This window comes from Hymenobacter sp. YC55, from assembly GCF_029433095.1.
In the GTDB taxonomy this organism is placed as follows: Bacteria; Bacteroidota; Bacteroidia; order Cytophagales; family Hymenobacteraceae; genus Hymenobacter.
Genome location: NZ_JARNTX010000002.1, coordinates 1,199,579 through 1,217,051, shown reverse-complemented (window position 1 = coordinate 1,217,051; position 17,473 = coordinate 1,199,579). Strand labels below are relative to the sequence as shown.

Below are 17,473 nucleotides of genomic sequence, written 5' to 3'. Positions count from 1 at the left end.
AGCAGTTTCAGTGTACTTGGCCTTGTAGTTAGCTAATTACCTTAAAGATCATCAGAAAAAAGGATGGCTTTTCGAGCCATCCTTTTTTGTTCTTGATACACAGAAACATCCGGTTCGGCAACTTTCCTTTCCCAATCAGCGGCGGTAACTTTACTTAACCCTAGGTGCTTTCTGCCCTTATATCCGCTTGCCCATGCCTGTTTTCTCGCACCTGCACTCCCACACCCAGTATTCCCTTCTCGATGGCCAGGCCAGCATTGGCGCCCTCATGAAAAAGGCGCAGGCCGATGGCATGCCCGCAGTGGCCCTCACCGACCACGGCAACATGTTCGGGGCGTTCAACTTCGTGGCCGAAGCCAACAAGTACAACGTGAAACCGATTGTAGGCTGCGAGTTCTATATGGTGGAAGACCGGCACAAAAAGACCTTCAGCCGTGAGAAAGGCGAGCGGGACAAGCGCTACCACCAATTGCTGCTAGCCAAAGACCAAGCCGGCTACCACAACCTCGCCAAGCTCTGCTCACTCAGCTTCATCGAGGGCGTGTATTCCAAGTTCCCCCGCATCGACAAGGAAGTGCTGCTTAAGTACCACGAAGGCCTAATTGCTACCTCGTGCTGCATTGGCGCCGAGATTCCGCAGGCTATTTTGTTCGAGGGAGAGGCCAAAGCTGAAGAGCTACTCAAATGGTGGCTCGACGTGTTTGAGGACGACTACTACATCGAGATTCAGCGGCACGGACTGATGAACTTCGACGGCACCGGCAAAAGCCAGGAAGACGTGAATCAGGTGCTGCTTGGCCTGGCCAAGAAATACAACGTCAAAGTCATCTGCACCAACGACTCGCACTACGTCGACCAAACCGACTTTGCGCCGCACGACATTTTGCTTTGCGTGAATACCGGTGAAGAGCACAGCATCCCGGTTGGTGACTTCCAGACGCAATATTTCCGTTTGATTTCGCAGGATAACAAAGTGCACTACGACCACCTCGACAACTTGCGCCCCCTCGCGGGCCAGGATGCCGTGATGCGTCGTCAACTGCAGCGCATCGACGAGGAGGCGCAAGGTCCGCGGCCCCGCTCCCGTTTCGGCTTCGCCAACGACCAGTTCTACTTCAAGACGCAGGAGGAGATGAACACGTTGTTTGCCGACGTGCCGGAAAGTGTGGACAACACCAACGAAATTATTGATAAGATCACGCCGCCTAAGCTGCAGCGCGACATTCTGCTCCCCAACTTCCCGCTGCCGCCCGAGCACCCCACCGCCGACGCCTTCCTGCGCCACCTCACCTTCAAAGGTGCCTTCGAAGGCCCGCGTCCGCGCTACTCCGAGCGCACACCCGAAATCGAGGAGCGGTTGGATTACGAGCTGCGCATCATCGAGACGATGGGTTTTGCGGGTTACTTCCTAATTACGCAGGACTTCATCAACCACGGCCGCAACATTGGCGTGGCCGTAGGGCCGGGCCGGGGCTCGGCGGCTGGTTCGGCGGTGGCCTATTGCATCGGTATCACCAACATCGACCCCATCAAGTACTCGTTGCTGTTCGAGCGTTTCCTGAACCCGGAGCGCGTGTCTATGCCTGATATTGATATCGACTTCGACGACGTAAACCGTCAGAAAGTCATCGACTACGTGGTGGATAAGTACGGCAAAACGCAGGTGGCCCAGATTATCACCTTCGGTACCATGGCCGCCAAGTCCAGCATCAAAGACGTGGCGCGGGCCATGGATTTGCCGCTGCCCGTCGCCAACGACCTCGTGAAAATGGTGCCTGACCAAGTGGGTACCACACTGCAAAAGGCCTTTGCCGAAAACCAGGAGCTTGACATGATTCGGCGCGACGATGCGTCCGACAACTTGCGCGGCCAGATTCTGCGCCTCGCCGAGAAGTTGGAAGGTTCTGTCCGCAACACGGGTATCCATGCCGCCGGCGTTATCATTGCCCCCGACGACATCACCAAGTACATTCCCGTTTCCACCTCCAAAGATTCGGACCTGCTCGTCACGCAGTTCGATGGCAAGGTGATTGAGAGTGCCGGGATGCTCAAGATGGACTTCTTGGGCCTGAAAACGCTCACGATTATCGTGGACGCCATCAACCTGATCGAGCAAAACCACGGCGTTAAAATCGACATCGACGAAATTCCGATTGACGACCAGAAAACCTACGAGCTCTACCAGCGTGGCGACACCATCGGGACGTTCCAGTTTGAATCGGAGGGTATGCGCATGTACCTCAAGGACCTCAAGCCCACCAACATCGAGGACCTGATTGCTATGAACGCCTTGTACCGGCCCGGCCCGATGCAGTTCATCCCGAACTTCATCAACCGCAAGCACGGCAAGGAGCCCGTTGATTACCCACACGAGTTGCTCGAGCCCATCCTGAACTACTCGCAGGGCATCATGGTGTACCAGGAGCAGATCATGCAGACGGCTCAGATTCTGGCCGGCTACTCGCTCGGCGGCGCCGACTTGCTGCGCCGCGCCATGGGTAAGAAAGACATGAAGAAGATGGCCCTGGAACGGGAGAAATTCTGCAAAGGTGCCGCCGAACTGCACGGCATCAAGGAGAAGAAAGCCAACGAGGTGTTCGACGTGATGGAAAAGTTTGCGGCCTACGGCTTCAACCGCTCCCACTCCGCCGCCTATTCGGTGGTAGCCTACCAAACCGGCTACCTCAAGGCCCACTACCCCGCCGAGTACATGGCTGCCGTACTCACCAACAACATGGGCGACATCAAGAAGGTGACGTTCTTTATCGAGGAAGCTCGCAAGCAAGGCGTAGCCGTACTCGGCCCCGACGTCAACGAATCCATCCTGAAGTTCAACGTGAACAAGCAAGGTCAGATTCGCTTCGGCATGGCGGCCGTGAAAGGTGCTGGCGAAGCCGCAGTGGAGGAGATTGTACAGGAACGCACCAAAAAGGGCCCGTACGCCGATATTTTCGACTTTGCACGCCGTGTGAACTTGCGGGCTGTGAACAAGAAAACGTTCGAAAGCATGGCCCAGGCGGGCGCCTTCGACTCGTTTGAGCGCTACCACCGTCGCCAGTATATCGAGGCCCTAAGCGGCGACCAGAACGTCATCGAGAAGGCCATGAAAGTGGGGCAGCAGCACCAGGCTGCAAAGGAGTCAGCCCAACAGAGTTTGTTCGGCGGGGGTGGCGACATGATGGCCATTCCGATGCCCAAAATCCAGGATATGGAGCTGTGGAGCCCCACCGAGAAGCTGCGCCGCGAGAAGGAAGTGGTAGGTTTCTACCTCTCCGGCCACCCGCTCGACGACTTCAAACTGGAAATTGATTCGTACTGCACCTGCGGCCTCGACAAGATTGAGAACTACAAGAACCGTGACATTTCCGTAGCCGGCCTGATTTCCAACGTTCAGTTCAAAACCACCAAAACTGGTCATCCCTTTGTCAGCTTCAACGTGGAAGACTACGAATCGAGCTTGAACCTAGCCTTGTTCCGCGACGACTACACCCGGTTCTCGGCCCTCATCAACCCCCGCAACTACGATAAGGAGCAGGTTCCGCCCATGTTCATCCGCGGCAAGTACCAGCAGCGCTTCCGCGACTCCGACCAGTTCGAGTTCAAAATTATGACCATGGAGCCGCTGTTTCACGTGGCCGAGAAGCTCTCCAACGGCGTGCGGGTGCAGCTTGACCTACGCACCATTACCGAGCCGTTTATGGACCGGTTTATGGCTGCCGTCGAGGAAAGCCAGGGTAACAAGAAGTTGGAAATCAAATTCGCAGAGCCCCACGAGCACCTCGCCGTGGATACCTACTCTCGCCGCTACCGCATCGAGCCAAAAGCCTTCATTGCCCGGATGCGGGAAATGGAAATCGACGCCTGCCAGCTGATTTAAGCGGCACATTATAATCTTCCACACGCCAAACGCGGCTTGCTTAGCTATATCCTAAGTAGGCCATGTTTGGCGTGTAAATTAGGCCCGTAGCTATCGTTATCTTGCTTCTGCTTTATCATTATCTACTGCTTATTATATGATTTCATTTCTACGTTTCTGGTTTCTTGTTACCACCTTACTGTTCAGCTTAGCGGCCCGTCGGGCCGAGGCGCAAGTGTATTATCTGGACCTGAGTCGGCAGGAGTTGATTTTGCCTAACCGCACTGTGCATGTAGAGCAGGTGGTAGACGGTCGGCCAGGGCGCCCCACTATTGGTTTAGTACACCGAGGCCTCGATAATCGGCCGGCGGCAGTACTTTTCCGCAACGGGTTGGAAGCGGAGTTAAGCTCCTTTTTGCAAAAAAAGCTACCTGCGAGGCCCACCGACCACCCAATTGTGCTGTGCTTGCGGCAATTGCGAGTCAGTGAGCAACTCAACAGCGTAACAGAAGTTGCTAATGCCGATTTGGCAGCCGACATATATACTCATTTGCCTGATGGGTACCACTTTATGCGCAGTACAGGGGCTCGCACTTCCAAACGAGCCCTAGAAACGACATCGGCGCACTCGGTACACGTGGCGCTGCTGTTGCAGCAATGTCTAGAGCAACTCACTGATGCCGACTGGACCCAAGCTCAGACCGCACCTGCCCGCACCTTGCAGCAACTTCCCAATGATGTGCCAACTACCGGCCCGACGACGGGTAACAAATCCAGGTTGCCAGCAATCCTTCGGGAAGCGCCACGTCGAGGGGTGTATTTCACTTTCGAGCAGTTCTTGGCCAATCGACCTGATACCGTAACAACCTTTCGCTTGGATACCCTTTCGCTTAGGAAATGGGGAGGCAATGCTGGCAAAGTATTGTGGTGGGGCGTAACGCGCATTCAGCCAACGGTTGTCGAGTATCAGGGGCAGCGGCAGCCGTTAACCATAACGGCTTGGGGGTGTTCAGATGGGCAGCGACTCTATGTACAGTATGAGAAGCATTTTTATCCCTTGATGCGTCAGGCCAACTTTTTCACATTTGTGGCCGAAAAGCCTTTGGATATAGAGTATATGCGAGCCGCAAACCGCGCCCAAGTCAAAGCGGGTGTGATTGGGGTGGCTACCGTGCAAGCTCGAGACCACACGGGCGAACCAACACCATACGCTGTGGATATGCGCACTGGCCAATCAGCGCCCTTTCCTGATCCGCTACGTGTCCGTCCAGCTCAAGTAGACACAGCTTACCTCTACTTGTACCGCCAAGCCGACACCTTGCTGGAACCTGTGGCTGTATTTTTGGAGGGCAAAGAAGTAGGGAAACTGCGCCCCAACGAATATCTAGAGCTACCGTGGCCACATTATGCCCGCATGATGCGCCTTTGCATTGGACTACCCAAATCAGTGCCTTGTCAATTGCTGGTACCTGATGTAGCTAAAGCCAATTATCTACGCATTTCTCCTGTTTCAGCTTCTCCCTCCGAACCTTGGCAATGGGTGTCGAGTATGCAAGGCGAAGCCGATCTTGATGCGTTGGATAAATTGCGAGCTATTAGTAAGTAGCCTGTAAGGGCAACCACACATTGTATTGAGCACTAGTGGCAGGCCAGAATTCAGCTTTACCTACTGTTTAAAATATACTTTCAAATTTTATTGAAAGTTTGAAATACTCCTATACATTTACGCCATGCAACTCGAAGAAGCCAAGCGCAGGTTTATTGAAGGCTGGGGCACCCTGGGCTCAGCCTGGGGCGTGAGCCGGACCATGGCGCAGGTGCACGCGTTGCTACTAATATCGGCGGGGGCGCTGAGCACCGAGGACATTATGGAGCAGTTGCAGATTTCCAGAGGCAACGTGAACCTGAACGTGCGGGCCCTCATGGATTGGGGCTTGGTGCGTAAGGAACTGCGCCCCGGCGAGCGGCGGGAGTTTTTTTCGGGCGAGAAGGACATCCATAAAGTAGCCACCCTGATTATGAAAGAGCGTCGCCGCCGGGAGTTGGAGCCCATCATGCGCGTGCTCAGCGAAATCAAGCAAGTGGAACCCTCCCCTACCGTATCAGAAGCTGAAGCCAAGGCCTTTTCCGAAACTATTGGCAACATCCAAAACTTCGCTGACCTCGCCGACCGTACAGCCGCTACCATTATTAAGGCTGATGAGAACTGGTTTCTGAGCACGTTTATGAAACTGATGCGGCCCGGGTAGCCTTTTTTTTGCAGCAATGTTTCAATAATTTTTGAAATTTCTATAAACACGCAAGCATCGCAGTTCCATGCCTTCGGCTCTCGGTTTCCTTATTCGCCTTAAAGATTTTCTGATTATGTACAGCTTCCCTGAAAACCAACCGAAAATTGTTATTGCTGGCGGCAACGGATTTTTAGGGCAGCATCTGGTTGCTCACTTTCAGGAGTTAGGCTACCGAGTGGTCGTTATGGGCCGGAGTGTTACTGGCCAACGAAACCAAGTGCAGTGGGATGCCCATAGTATGGGCCCGTGGGCAGCAGAACTGGAAGGTGCGGCAGCTTTGATCAATATGGCAGGGCGCTCCGTAGACTGCCGCTACACCAAGGCAAACAGGCAGGAAATCCTAGCTAGCCGAGTTGATAGTACCCGAGTTCTGGGAGAAGCCGTTGCTACTTGCACTAACCCGCCACGGGTGTGGCTGAATGCCTCAACAGCTACTATCTATGCTCACTCCGACGGCTGGCAGCGGGCCAATACTGAAACGAATGGGAAGATCGGCACTGGCTTTTCAGTGGATGTTGCAAAAGCCTGGGAAGCAGCTTTCTGGGCTCGTGAAACTCCTAATACGCGCCGAGTTGCGCTCCGTACCTCCATCGTGCTAGCCCCTGGCGGTGGCGCCTTTCCAGTGGTGACAAAATTGGCAAAGCGCGGACTCTGTACCCCGCAGGGCAACGGCTACCAATGGATTAGCTGGCTCCACATCAAAGACTTTTGCCGGGCTGTAGAATTTTTAATCAACGAAACCGAGCAAGTGGGCACTTTCAATATCTGTGCTCCTACACCGCTCACCAACCGCGACTTCAACGCCCTATTGACTCGAGAGTTGCGCCCGTTGCTCCGCATTCCACAACCTGTGTGGCTGCTAGAGTTAGGCGCCTTCGTGCTACGTACCGAAACCGAATTGATTCTGAAAAGCCGCAAAGTGGTGCCGCAACGGCTGCTGGACCTTGGCTTCCGATTCCGCTACCCTACCTGTGAACGTGCTGTAGCGGATCTGCTACACTAGGTGTAACCCTTTTGCTTTGATTTAACGCGCTTATTTCCTTTTTCTCATCCTTCATTACTTGAAAATCATGAACTACCTCTTGCTGGTTTACGGGGTTTATCTGCCCGTCACGGTGCTGCTCACAGTATGGGTGGCGCGCACACTATTCACAAACGGCCGCACTTTCTTGGTCGATATTTTTCATGGCAACGAGCAACTAGCCGACTCGGTCAATAAGCTCCTTCTCACGGGGTTTTACCTTATCAACATCGGCTACGCCACCCTTATGCTTCGCAGCGACTATGCCGTAGAAAACTACCAACAGACTGTGGAAACGCTAAGTATCAAGCTTGGCACCATCATCTTGATACTCGGCGGGATGCACTTCTTTAACCTCTACGTGTTCTACAAACTCCGCAGTAGGGCTAAAAACGAAACCCGTGACTTAGATTTTATAGTCAACAAGTAATAATTCTTTCCCCTCCAATGAGTGGTCTAAGCGCGGCTTCTTCATTTGAGGATTTGTTTAATTGAGAATAAACTATCTGCCAACCTGTCCGAACTGAACTTTCCGGCGCGGGTCTTGTTGAACACGCAATCTGCTACCTTGCGGCCCGCTTGACCGTAAAGAGCGTACACATTTCAACCAACCCCCTTTTGTTATGGGACACAAAGCCATCGAGATTACCGATGCTAACTTCGACGAAATCATCAACTCCGATAAGCCCGTGCTCGTGGACTTCTGGGCCGAATGGTGTGGCCCTTGCCGCATGGTAGGTCCGGTAGTAGAAGAGCTAGCCGGCGAATATGAAGGCAAGGTCGTGATTGGCAAAGTTGACGTGGATGCCAACCCACAAACTTCTGCCAAGTTTGGCATCCGCAGCATTCCAACGCTGCTGGTGTTCAAGAACGGCCAAGTTGTAGATAAGCAAGTGGGTGCTGTACCTAAGCACGTACTCGCTGGCAAGCTAGACGCTCAGGTAACTGCCTAGTTTGCACAAGTATTGAGCTTACAATAAAGCCCGCTCTTTCGGAAAGAGCGGGCTTTTTGGCTTGTAGCTTAGGCAATATCTGCTATTGCGTCATGACTTCATACTGCCTTAGAACTTGTTGCTCTAGGCAGGCAACTAGTATAGCTCATCAGGATTGGCGGCGCGAGCTTCGGTCGGCGGTATTTGCGGCGGCCGCACCCCACTCAGCAACGAAAAGCCAGGCGAGAAATGGATAGGCACCGTGAACGTCATGGCGGTTGGTATGTTGTACTCCCGACCCGGCTGGAAAGCGGGCAAGCTTGCTACAACCCGCATAGCCTCTTGGTCGGCTTCTGGGGCCAAACCTCTTACTACTTCCACTTGCCCCACCCGGCCATCCTCACCCACGGTATAGCGGACGTACACATTTCCAGTAATGCCTTTACGACGAGTGGTCTTTGGGTACGTTGTGTTCCGAGCCACGAAATTTAGCAAGGCCTCTTCTCCCCCTGGAAACTCCGGCAGCTGGCGTTTATGCAGCTTACCTACGTAGGGTGAAGCATCCTCATTGAAAAAAGCCAGTGCCGGACCTTTTTCCCGGCTCAGCAGTTCAATGGCGCTCAGCTGACCAGTATCGTAATAGTATCGCCATTCTCCGGTAGGCTTACCGGCTGTATAGGTACCCTTCGAGCGTTTCTGCCCGTTTCGGTGCACACTGATCCAAGATCCTACGCGTTGGCCTTGCTCGTACTCGCCACGCTGGCTTACGCGGCCATCCTCGTACCACGATACATATACCCCATCGGCCTCGTCAGTTCGATAGTGCACCTGTGCTGCCTTGCTACCGTTGGGATGATACCAGGTTAGCAACCCATTGCGAACCGGTGGATCAATAGAAGACAGGGTGCCGCGTAGCAATAGCACGCCCGTAAGCGAGTATTCGCGCATGGCGTATGTACCCAACAACTCGTTCTTATGATCTATTAGCCGGTAATGAGTAGCACTATCCGGCACGGCCTCTTCATCTCGCTCGTTCAGATAAATAGCGGGCATACTCTGCGCAGATAGATCTGCTGACGAAGTCAGGAGTAAGCCGCAGAATACGGCGAGATAGGCTTTCATAAAGGGATACGCTATATGGGAGTCTGGAAATATACTACCCTATAAGCAGTTACCCAAGCACTTCGCAGATTGTTAAGACAAAATCCAATTATAGTACTATACCAGGCCAAGGGCTATACCAACTACAGCAATATGGTATCATTCTGAATGGAATAGCCCTGTTTTATTCCCAAAACGAGTTATTCATAAACTGACTTTTCTCAAGAAGGGAGAAGTTGAATCGGACGGTTTAAAGTCTCCTCGAGTGATATTAAGGTTTCAGTCCGTTCGATGCCTTCGATGAGTTGCATCCGGTCGTGTAGCACGTCGCGCAAATGCTGTGTGTCACGGCACACAATGCGAGCAAAGATGCCGTAAGCGCCCGTAGTGAAATGAATACTTACCACTTCCGGAATCTCACGTAGTTGCTCTGCTACACTTCCGTAGACTGAACTTTTCAATAAATAGATTCCTAAAAAAGCGTTTACCCCGTAGCCTAGCTTCTGATAATCAATTTGAAGTGTCGCACCCTTTACTATGCCTAATTCCTCTAGTCGAGCCATGCGCACGTGCACCGTGCCCCCTGATACGTGAACTTTACGAGCAATCTCGGTATAGGGCATTTTGGCATCCTGCATCAGTAAATCCAGGATCTTGCGGTCAGTGTCGTCAAGTTCGTAATTCTTGGCCATTTTAAGGGAGCTTGATTATATATATTTAAATCAGAACGGGTATCAACAAGAAATATTGTAAATTTTTAGGCAGATACCTGCTAAATTTTTACAATTCGATTCAACTTACTACATTTGTCATAATCTAATGCATTCGGCAATAGATTCTTTTTGTAGAATGATGAAACTGGCAGACATGCCCTCCTCTCTCGGGGGTGGTGATTCGGGAAAAACTGGTCCGGCGGCCGGCTAACTGCACCTTGGAGGTTCGAATCCTTCTTCTACAGCAATTGGGTGAAGTATTGTGAGGAGGGAAAACCGGGACGTATCTGGGTGGGTGCGTTCCTTTTCAAGAGGCGGCATCTGGGTGGGTGCCGCCTTTTTCTTTGTATTTGTTTCCATAAAAATGGAGGATTTGCCGCTTCACAGACACCCTATTTGAAAATAGGCTGCAAAGAAACGCAATTCTTGCGGCAGAGACTATGTTATCTTTCAATAAAGAGGGGGCTTCGCGATAAAACTCGCAAAGCCCCCTCTTTATTACTGTTCAAACATATAAGCCTTAGCCGGAGCTTATGCTCTGAAAAGCACTGGATGGCTAAGACTTTTGATTTCGACGAATAGGGCTCATAGCTCTATACCTTAACGAGTTGCTACGGGCTGCCCTTGCTGCCGATAAGTAGCTAGGCCAGCATCCAAAAACTTTACAAATGCCTCGGCATCGGGTTCGTAAGCTATTGGTGTCGCAAGTGTGTGTTGCAGGTCTGCAGGGGCATTGGGGTCGAGCAGCACATAGAAGGGCTGAGCATTAACGTTAAAGCCTGTCAACTGAAGGTCAGCATTCTTCTTGCCGAGCGTGGTTTTTAGTTTGCCATCGTGCTTGGAAGTATAGTGCTCAGCAACTGGCAGGTCAGCCTTATCATCGACATACAGTGCTACCACCACATAGTCTTCGCGTAGCCGCTTCAGCACTTGCGGATTGCTCCATACAGTAGCTTCCATTTTGCGACAGTTCACGCAGGCGTGCCCCGTAAAGTCAATAAAGATGGGCTTATTCTGGGCACGGGCGCAACGCTTGGCTTGCTCTAAATCGAAATAGCCTTGCAGGCCGTGGGGCAATTCCAGAAACTCGGCGTAACGCGGTGTTTCGCACAAGGCATTGGGTGTAGCCACGGCTGCGGTGGTGGGCAGGCTAGTGGCGGCCAGTGTAAAGTCGCGGCTGGTTTGGGGGGGTAAGTAGCCAGCTAATAGTGGCAGTGGAGCGCCAAATAGGCCAGGTATCAGGTAGGTCATGAAGCTAAAGGCCAACACCGCCATCAGCAGCCGGCCTACGCTCAAGTGAGGTAGATCGGAGTCATGAGAAAGTTTGAAGCGCCCGAGCAGATAGAAGCCTAACAGGCCGGAAAGTGCAATCCAGAGCACGAGATAGATGTCGCGCGGTAGTAGGTTCCAGTGATAGGCCAGATCCGCCATGCTCAAGAATTTGAGGGCCAGCATCAGTTCCACAAAGCCTAGCACTACTTTTACTGTATTCAGCCAACCGCCCGAACGAGGCAAACTCTTCAGCCAAGCCGGAAAAATGGCAAATAGCGTGAACGGCAACGCAAAGGCCAAAGAAAAACCTAACATCCCGATTATAGGAGTAAGGCGTTGGCCTTGGGCAGCCATCGTGAGGATGGTAGCCACGATAGGCCCAGTGCACGAGAAGGACACCAAAACCAGCGTGAGGGCCATGAAGAACACGCCGCCCCAGCCACCTTTGTCGGCTTGTGCATCAATCTTGTTGACCATGCCATGGGGCAGTGTTATCTCAAAAAGCCCCAGAAAGGATAAGCCAAACGCGACGAACACAACAAAGAAAATCAGGTTGGGCAGCCAGTGCGTGCTAATTAGGTTCAGCCCATCGGCTCCCAATAGCACCGTGACCAGCAATCCGACCACTACATAAATGAATATGATAGACAGGCCATACACGGTAGCCTTGAGAATACCACGCGGCCGACTATCAGAGCCGCTTGTGAAAAACGACACGGTCATCGGAATCAGCGGAAACACACACGGGGTGATAAGCGCGCCGAGGCCGAAAAGAAAGGCGCCGAAAGCAAAAGCCAGTAGGCCATCTTTGCCAGGATCTACGTCTTGCGGCGCAGACGGCGCTGATGCTACGGGAGCAACGGCGGCTTGTTCAGGCGCGGAACTAGCATCTGAAGGAGTAACAACAGGTGGTGTGCTGGTAGCCGCTAAAGCGTTGGTAGCACTGTCGGTAGCGCCAGAAGGAACTGCTGCGGTAGTTGGTGCATTAGGTGCCACTACGGCGCCTGTAGGGGAACCTGTTTGAGGCGCTTTGCCGGGCGTTGCAGCCGGAGCAGCGGTACCCGTCACGGTCAAAGGGCCGAACTTCAAGGTTTCTTCGCCAGGAATGCAACGACCATCAATATCGGTGCAGGTTTGATACTCGACATCGGCTTGCACGGTAAGCGCGCCGGGCTGTAGCACCCGAATGCGCTGCCGTATCTGGCCGGTTTTCTCGAAGTAGGTGATGTCGCCTTTAAAGACGTCATCGAATTTCTTTTTCGAGCTAATGGACTTCGGTTTCCCTACCAGCTCGTAAGCCGGGCTCTTGGTGAAGGTAAAGGTGAAGGCCGTGGGACCCAAATCAGGGTCGAAGTCGGTGGCGTAGAGGTGCCATTTGTCGTCGATAGTAGCATTGACGATGAGGTCCACTTCCTCGCCAACCTTAGCCGCGGGCTGACTAAGCGCAGTGGAAAGCTTGGTAGGTGTTAACACCTGCGCGGCGGCTCCCAAAGCTGCAAACAGCACCAAGAGCAAAGCGAGAAATACAGTTTTAGAGCGAAGCATCAGGTAGGGGAAAGCAACAAAAATATTCCAACCACAAAGGTCGGCAGAAAGGGAACACTTGTACAGCATTAGCGGTTTCCTTTGATTCCCATGGCAAGATAGATTCAGCAATCCGGTTCTGAATGAAACTCTACCGAACCGCTTGACGGGAATCCCGTACTTTTGTAATTACATAGGAAGCCAGGCCGGTCGAGCCATGCTTCCACATCTATGGCTTTAAACATATTTCTTACCGTTCTTCTGGTTTTGTTGAACGGATTTTTTGTGGCAGCAGAGTTTGCCTTTGTGAAGGTTCGCCTTTCGCAAATAGAATTGAAAGCGCAGAGCGGCAACCGCATAGCACGGCTCGTACAGAGCATGCTACACGACCTAAATTATTATTTGTCGGCTACCCAGCTAGGTATCACGGTAGCGTCGCTGTTGCTTGGTTGGGTCGGGGAAAAAGTGGTGGTTGAGATTGTGCTGGCTATAGTGCATGGCTTGGGTTATAACATGGATCAGGCCGCAGCGCACGGCGTGGCCGTTTTTACGTCCTTCACGCTCATCACGACCATGCACATTGTGCTAGGTGAGCAGGCTCCCAAGGTTTTGGCTATTCAGAAGCCTGAATCCACGGCGATGGCAATAGCCATACCCCTGCGGGGCTTTGCCTTTATTACGTTTCCCTTCATCTGGATGCTAGACAGGTTGTCAAACTTGGTATTGCGGATGTTTGGGGTAGGCTCGGTGCACGAGGCAGAGGTGCATACCTCGGAAGAATTACGCCTGCTGCTCGACCAGAGCAAGCAAAGCGGCGAAATTCAGGAATCAGAGCACGAGCTGCTGGAAAACGTGTTCGAGTTCAACGACCGGATGGTGAAGCAGATTATGGTGCCCCGTACCAAGCTCTCGGCCATCGACGTGCATACTCCCCAGGATGGCATTCTGGAGACGGTCTACAACGAAGGCTTTTCCCGAATCCCGGTTTACGAAGGCAACATCGACAACATCGTAGGAATACTTTACGTGAAGGATTTGCTGCAAATCATTCGTCGTAATGAGCCTATCGTATTAGCTAAGATCATGCGCCCGGCCTATTTCGTGCCGGAAACCAAGAAAATCAACCGTTTGCTGCGCCAGTTTCAACGCAAGCACACCCACATGGCCATTGTGAGCGACGAGTTTGGTGGGGTATCTGGTATCGTCACCATCGAGGACATCATGGAGGAACTGGTAGGCGAAATCCAGGACGAATACGATAATGAGGTGCCTGTGGTAGAAAAGGTTTCAGAAACCGAATACCGCGTCAACACCTCCACGGCCATTCCCGACGCCAACGAGTACCTCCCCTACCCACTCCCGGAAGGCGACGATTACGAAACTGTCGGCGGTTTGCTCAACGTTATTTATGGCAATATTCCCGAAGTAGGTGATGTAGCTGTGCTCGATAATTACGAGTTCCGAGTATTGAAACGCTCCGGCCGCTCCGTAGAGCTGGTGCAACTCCGCGTAACTACTTCTGCCGAGCGCGAAGAAGAAGCCAACGAGGCTCTGAATCTTTAAGCCTGCTTGTACCAGACTACCATAACAAAGAGGCCCTGCACAGCATGCGGGGCCTCTTTGTTATGGTAATTGCTACTTCAACCAACTAGCGTACAGCACATAGTTATCGGCCGTACGCCTCAAGTTTGCGCGCTGCTCCTCGGTAACGGGCTTGATGCGGCGGGCCGGAATGCCGGCGTAGAGGTAGCCAGGTTCGCATTGTGTATTCTCTAGTACCACGGCTCCGGCCGCAATGATGCAGCCAGTGCCTACTACGGCATGGTCCATCACAATGGCGCCCATACCAATCAGTACATCGTCCTCGATGGTGCAGCCATGCGCAATAGCTTTATGGCCAATACTAACCCGGGAACCGATAGTAAGGGGCGCTTTCTGGTAAGTGCAATGCAGCACGGCTCCATCCTGAATGTTGGTTTGGTCACCAATGCGGATGCGGTGCACGTCGCCCCTAATTACGGCGTTGAACCACACCGTACAATCCTGACCAAGCACTACGTCGCCAATAAGGGTGGCATTGTCGGCAACGTAACAGTTGGCTCCTAGCTGTGGCAGGATGCCATGAACGGGAAGAATGAGAGCGGGCATGTAGTAAGGAAATGTTGAACTAATGAATCTGGTGCGCGAGCAACGTGAGGTGCAAGTATGACAGCAAGGTATTAACTGGCTATGCCGAACGGAGCGGGACGAGCAAGCTGCGGACTGCTTGGGGCTTAAACTCCATGTTGCGCCTTTATGCAGACTTTTCTATTTTATGCGTTACTAACTGGCTACCTGTCACTAACGCAGCTCTTTCTACTCCATGGCACAGCCTTTACTTCCCATCGATCAGGAAACTCGCCAGTGGGCTACATTTCTGCATCTGTCGCTGCTGGCGGGGCTGCTAGTTCCAGGAGCGGGCTTTGTCTTGCCCATCGTGCTATGGCAGATCAAAAAGAACGAACTCCCTGGTATTGATGCCCACGGAAAAGTAGTGGCCAATTGGATAATCAGCGCCCTGATCTACGGGGCAATCAGTGGGATGTTGGTGTTTGTATTGGTTGGCTTTCCGTTGCTTGGCATTCTTGGGCTGTTAACTCTACTATTCCCCATCATTGGAGCCATCAAAGCCAACGAAGGCGAGCTTTGGATCTATCCGCTGTCGATCCGCGTCTTTTCCTGAAGCTGCTTGAGGTTAGCTTGCCCTGCACATGATCCTAGATTAACTCAGTAATTTCTTGCACGCTTAAACGCGTCGCATTTCACCGATTCAGCGCGCCAGCATCCGCTTCCAAGTGCCTTTAATGATGTTGTATTTCAAAGTACTGGGTAATGCCTGCCAGAAATATTTGCTTGTCTCAACGGCGAAGCTAGGCTGCATATAGCAGTTGATTGTACAGCCTTCGCACTGTGGCAAGCGGCCTTCAAGAGCAGCCAAGCTTTGCACCGCCGGCGACTGGTAGAGGCTCAATAGGTTGCCTTCAATCGGGAATTTCTGCTCGCCCAAATGGTAACAAGGCAGCACCAGTTCGTTGGACGGCGAAATAACCAACGTGGTGCTGGCAGCTCGGCATACCGGCGCCGCAACGTGGTTGCCTCCGTCCCGGCGCAATTGGATGAAGGCTTCGTTGAGGTACACGCCCTTGCGCCGCCCAAACGCCGATAGATAATCTAGTTCTTCGGCGCTAAGTTGTTCGCCGGTTGCTACGCTGTTATACTCGAAGGCCGGGTTCAAAATCAGCATCAGCTGATTGGGCTGCGCGATGTCCCGGTACACTGCTTCCAAGTCTGCGAGGTTTTCGCGAAAAACCGTGAACAAGATGTCAGGCCGCTCGCCTAGCTCTCGCGCCACCCGAATGCTTTCCAACACAAAATCAAAGCAGGCCACGCCGCGGCCTCGGTCGTGTACTTCCTTCTCGGAAGCATCAAGCGAGAAGTGCAGCATGTCTACTTTCCCGCGTAGCTTTTCTGCATACTTAGGGTAGAGTAGGCAGTTGGTGGTGAGCGTCGTAATGAAGCCCATGTCGTGTGCTAGTGCCACAAACTCATGGATCTGACGATGCAGCAGCGGCTCGCCACCTGTAAAGTCCACCACCGACACACCGAGTTGCTTCAGGTCGCGCAGGTTACGCTCTACATCAGCGAGTTGAATGTAGGGTGATGGCTTCTCCCAGATGTCGCAGAACGAGCACCGCGCATTGCACCGATAGGTGACGTAGTAATTGCACAGAACCGGATGACGAACGAGACGCATATTCTTAGCTGCCGGCTTCTGCTCTGATACCAGTCGACATACCTGCAAACTACAAGCTTTTTCACGACCGAAGACTGAGGCAGAATTTGAACAACGAGCCGTTGGAAGTAATGACCTATCTGCTAGAGGCTTATTAATGCGGTAGCGCACCCCAAGCTTTGTCCCACTTGATGGGCGTAGCGGCAATGGCTTCGGCCGTGGCCGGGCCGTAGTGTTCGAGGTAGTAGTTGCAGAAGGTTTTTAGTGGGCATTTGGCGCAGTCGGGCTTAGCGAAAAGGCAAATGCGTTGCCCGTGCCAGTAGTTATGCTTATGAAAATTCAGCAGCACCAGCGGGTCTTTTGGCAATTGCTCTAGCAACACCTGATGCGCCTTATCGGCCGAAGCCTTAGGCCCAATCATGCCCACGCGCTGCGCAATGCGGTGCACGTGAGTATCAACGGGCAGCACAGGTTTATGGAAGTTAAACAGCAGTACCAAGGAAGCCGTTTTCAAACCAATACCGGGCATATCAGTCAGCCAGGTCATGCCCTGTTCCACTGGCCAATCAGCCAGAAAATCGAGGTGAAAGTCGCCGCCGGTCTGGGCCTGAATGCGGCGTAGCACTTCCTGAATACGAGGTGCTTGGGTATCGGGCCAGCGGGTGGTACGGATGGCGTGCGCCAGGTCGGCGGTAGGAGCCGCCAGCACCCCAGCCCAGTCACCGAAAGCTTCAAGCATTCGGTCGTAGGCTAGTTCCTCGTCGGCATGGGTAGTGCGGTGCGACAGAATAGTGGAAATCAACTCCCGCATGGGCGTACGGCGCGGTTGATCCAGCGTCAAAGGATCGAAGAAGGTATTCAGGATGAGGTGGTTTTCCCAGGTTTTTACAGCAGGCGGCGAGGCGTAATCCATTTAACAGCTACTATTTATTGTTTAACAATCTGCCATTGGTACTAAACAGTACGGCCCCGCCACCAAGTAGGTAGCGGG

The 17,473-nt window shown here is 52.8% G+C and carries 14 protein-coding genes; 8 read left to right on the top strand and 6 right to left on the bottom strand.

The window, feature by feature from the left end:
- The first annotated feature begins 193 nt into the window (after window positions 1-193).
- From dnaE to trxA, 6 genes are all read left to right on the top strand, one after another.
- Window positions 194-3,877 (top strand): DNA polymerase III subunit alpha, encoded by a 3,684-nt coding sequence (dnaE, locus tag P1X16_RS18355; RefSeq protein WP_277231905.1) that lies wholly within the window; start codon window positions 194-196, stop codon window positions 3,875-3,877.
- 136 nt (window positions 3,878-4,013) lie between these two features.
- The gene (locus P1X16_RS18350) at window positions 4,014-5,462 is read left to right on the top strand and encodes a hypothetical protein (RefSeq protein WP_277231902.1); all 1,449 of its coding nucleotides are present in this window, start codon (window positions 4,014-4,016) and stop codon (window positions 5,460-5,462) included.
- A 124-nt stretch (window positions 5,463-5,586) separates the two neighbouring features.
- Complete coding sequence (locus tag P1X16_RS18345; RefSeq protein ID WP_277231899.1) at window positions 5,587-6,105, top strand: MarR family transcriptional regulator; 519 nt, start codon at window positions 5,587-5,589, stop codon at window positions 6,103-6,105.
- Window positions 6,106-6,172: 67 nt separating this feature from the next.
- Window positions 6,173-7,150 carry a TIGR01777 family oxidoreductase gene (locus P1X16_RS18340; protein WP_277231896.1) on the top strand — a complete coding sequence of 326 codons (978 nt, stop codon included), beginning with the start codon at window positions 6,173-6,175 and terminating at the stop codon, window positions 7,148-7,150.
- Between the two features lie 67 nt (window positions 7,151-7,217).
- Window positions 7,218-7,598, top strand: a complete 381-nt coding sequence (locus tag P1X16_RS18335; RefSeq protein ID WP_277231893.1) for a hypothetical protein — start codon at window positions 7,218-7,220, stop codon at window positions 7,596-7,598.
- A gap of 193 nt (window positions 7,599-7,791) precedes the next feature.
- On the top strand, window positions 7,792-8,121 hold the full coding sequence (trxA, locus tag P1X16_RS18330; RefSeq protein WP_022822371.1) for a thioredoxin: 330 nt from the start codon (window positions 7,792-7,794) through the stop codon (window positions 8,119-8,121).
- 135 nt (window positions 8,122-8,256) lie between these two features.
- Here the strand turns inward: trxA and P1X16_RS18325 are convergent, their stop codons facing one another.
- The 3 genes from P1X16_RS18325 to P1X16_RS18315 all read right to left on the bottom strand — a co-directional run bounded on the left by P1X16_RS18325 (window position 8,257) and on the right by P1X16_RS18315 (window position 12,731).
- Window positions 8,257-9,153, bottom strand: coding sequence for an energy transducer TonB (locus tag P1X16_RS18325; RefSeq protein ID WP_277231890.1), 897 nt, complete (start codon window positions 9,151-9,153; stop codon window positions 8,257-8,259).
- A 269-nt stretch (window positions 9,154-9,422) separates the two neighbouring features.
- Entirely contained in the window at window positions 9,423-9,893 is a 471-nt protein-coding gene (locus tag P1X16_RS18320) for an AsnC family transcriptional regulator (RefSeq protein ID WP_245119441.1), read from the bottom strand.
- Window positions 9,894-10,514: 621 nt separating this feature from the next.
- Window positions 10,515-12,731, bottom strand: coding sequence for a cytochrome c biogenesis protein CcdA (locus P1X16_RS18315; protein WP_277231886.1), 2,217 nt, complete (start codon window positions 12,729-12,731; stop codon window positions 10,515-10,517).
- Window positions 12,732-12,941: 210 nt separating this feature from the next.
- On the opposite strand from P1X16_RS18315, the gene P1X16_RS18310 reads away from it, so the two are divergent.
- Window positions 12,942-14,273, top strand: coding sequence for a hemolysin family protein (locus P1X16_RS18310; protein ID WP_277231883.1), 1,332 nt, complete (start codon window positions 12,942-12,944; stop codon window positions 14,271-14,273).
- Between the two features lie 72 nt (window positions 14,274-14,345).
- Here P1X16_RS18310 and P1X16_RS18305 read toward each other — a convergent pair whose 3' ends face one another.
- Window positions 14,346-14,858, bottom strand: coding sequence for a gamma carbonic anhydrase family protein (locus tag P1X16_RS18305; RefSeq protein WP_277231879.1), 513 nt, complete (start codon window positions 14,856-14,858; stop codon window positions 14,346-14,348).
- A gap of 214 nt (window positions 14,859-15,072) precedes the next feature.
- Here P1X16_RS18305 and P1X16_RS18300 point away from each other — a divergent pair, with 214 nt between their 5' ends.
- The gene (locus P1X16_RS18300) at window positions 15,073-15,432 is read left to right on the top strand and encodes a DUF4870 domain-containing protein (RefSeq protein WP_277231877.1); all 360 of its coding nucleotides are present in this window, start codon (window positions 15,073-15,075) and stop codon (window positions 15,430-15,432) included.
- An 87-nt stretch (window positions 15,433-15,519) separates the two neighbouring features.
- Here the strand turns inward: P1X16_RS18300 and P1X16_RS18295 are convergent, their stop codons facing one another.
- Together P1X16_RS18295 and P1X16_RS18290 are read right to left on the bottom strand one after the other, a co-directional pair.
- Complete coding sequence (locus tag P1X16_RS18295; protein ID WP_277231874.1) at window positions 15,520-16,503, bottom strand: radical SAM protein; 984 nt, start codon at window positions 16,501-16,503, stop codon at window positions 15,520-15,522.
- 133 nt (window positions 16,504-16,636) lie between these two features.
- Window positions 16,637-17,395, bottom strand: a complete 759-nt coding sequence (locus P1X16_RS18290; RefSeq protein WP_277231871.1) for an endonuclease III — start codon at window positions 17,393-17,395, stop codon at window positions 16,637-16,639.
- Window positions 17,396-17,473: the final 78 nt, after the last annotated feature.

Excerpts from the sequence above, each read along its gene's own strand:
- dnaE (WP_277231905.1), top strand. The coding sequence starts at position 194 with ATGCCTGTTTTCTCGCACCTGCACTCCCACACCCAGTATTCCCTTCTC.
- P1X16_RS18335 (WP_277231893.1), top strand. The coding sequence starts at position 7,218 with ATGAACTACCTCTTGCTGGTTTACGGGGTTTATCTGCCCGTCACGGTG.
- P1X16_RS18315 (WP_277231886.1), bottom strand. The coding sequence starts at position 12,731 with ATGCTTCGCTCTAAAACTGTATTTCTCGCTTTGCTCTTGGTGCTGTTT.
- trxA (WP_022822371.1), top strand. The coding sequence starts at position 7,792 with ATGGGACACAAAGCCATCGAGATTACCGATGCTAACTTCGACGAAATC.
- P1X16_RS18300 (WP_277231877.1), top strand. The coding sequence starts at position 15,073 with ATGGCACAGCCTTTACTTCCCATCGATCAGGAAACTCGCCAGTGGGCT.
- P1X16_RS18290 (WP_277231871.1), bottom strand. The coding sequence starts at position 17,395 with ATGGATTACGCCTCGCCGCCTGCTGTAAAAACCTGGGAAAACCACCTC.
- P1X16_RS18295 (WP_277231874.1), bottom strand. The coding sequence starts at position 16,503 with ATGCGTCTCGTTCGTCATCCGGTTCTGTGCAATTACTACGTCACCTAT.
- P1X16_RS18340 (WP_277231896.1), top strand. The coding sequence starts at position 6,173 with ATGCCTTCGGCTCTCGGTTTCCTTATTCGCCTTAAAGATTTTCTGATT.
- P1X16_RS18320 (WP_245119441.1), bottom strand. The coding sequence starts at position 9,893 with ATGGCCAAGAATTACGAACTTGACGACACTGACCGCAAGATCCTGGAT.
- P1X16_RS18305 (WP_277231879.1), bottom strand. The coding sequence starts at position 14,858 with ATGCCCGCTCTCATTCTTCCCGTTCATGGCATCCTGCCACAGCTAGGA.
- P1X16_RS18310 (WP_277231883.1), top strand. The coding sequence starts at position 12,942 with ATGGCTTTAAACATATTTCTTACCGTTCTTCTGGTTTTGTTGAACGGA.
- P1X16_RS18350 (WP_277231902.1), top strand. The coding sequence starts at position 4,014 with ATGATTTCATTTCTACGTTTCTGGTTTCTTGTTACCACCTTACTGTTC.
- P1X16_RS18325 (WP_277231890.1), bottom strand. The coding sequence starts at position 9,153 with ATGCCCGCTATTTATCTGAACGAGCGAGATGAAGAGGCCGTGCCGGAT.
- P1X16_RS18345 (WP_277231899.1), top strand. The coding sequence starts at position 5,587 with ATGCAACTCGAAGAAGCCAAGCGCAGGTTTATTGAAGGCTGGGGCACC.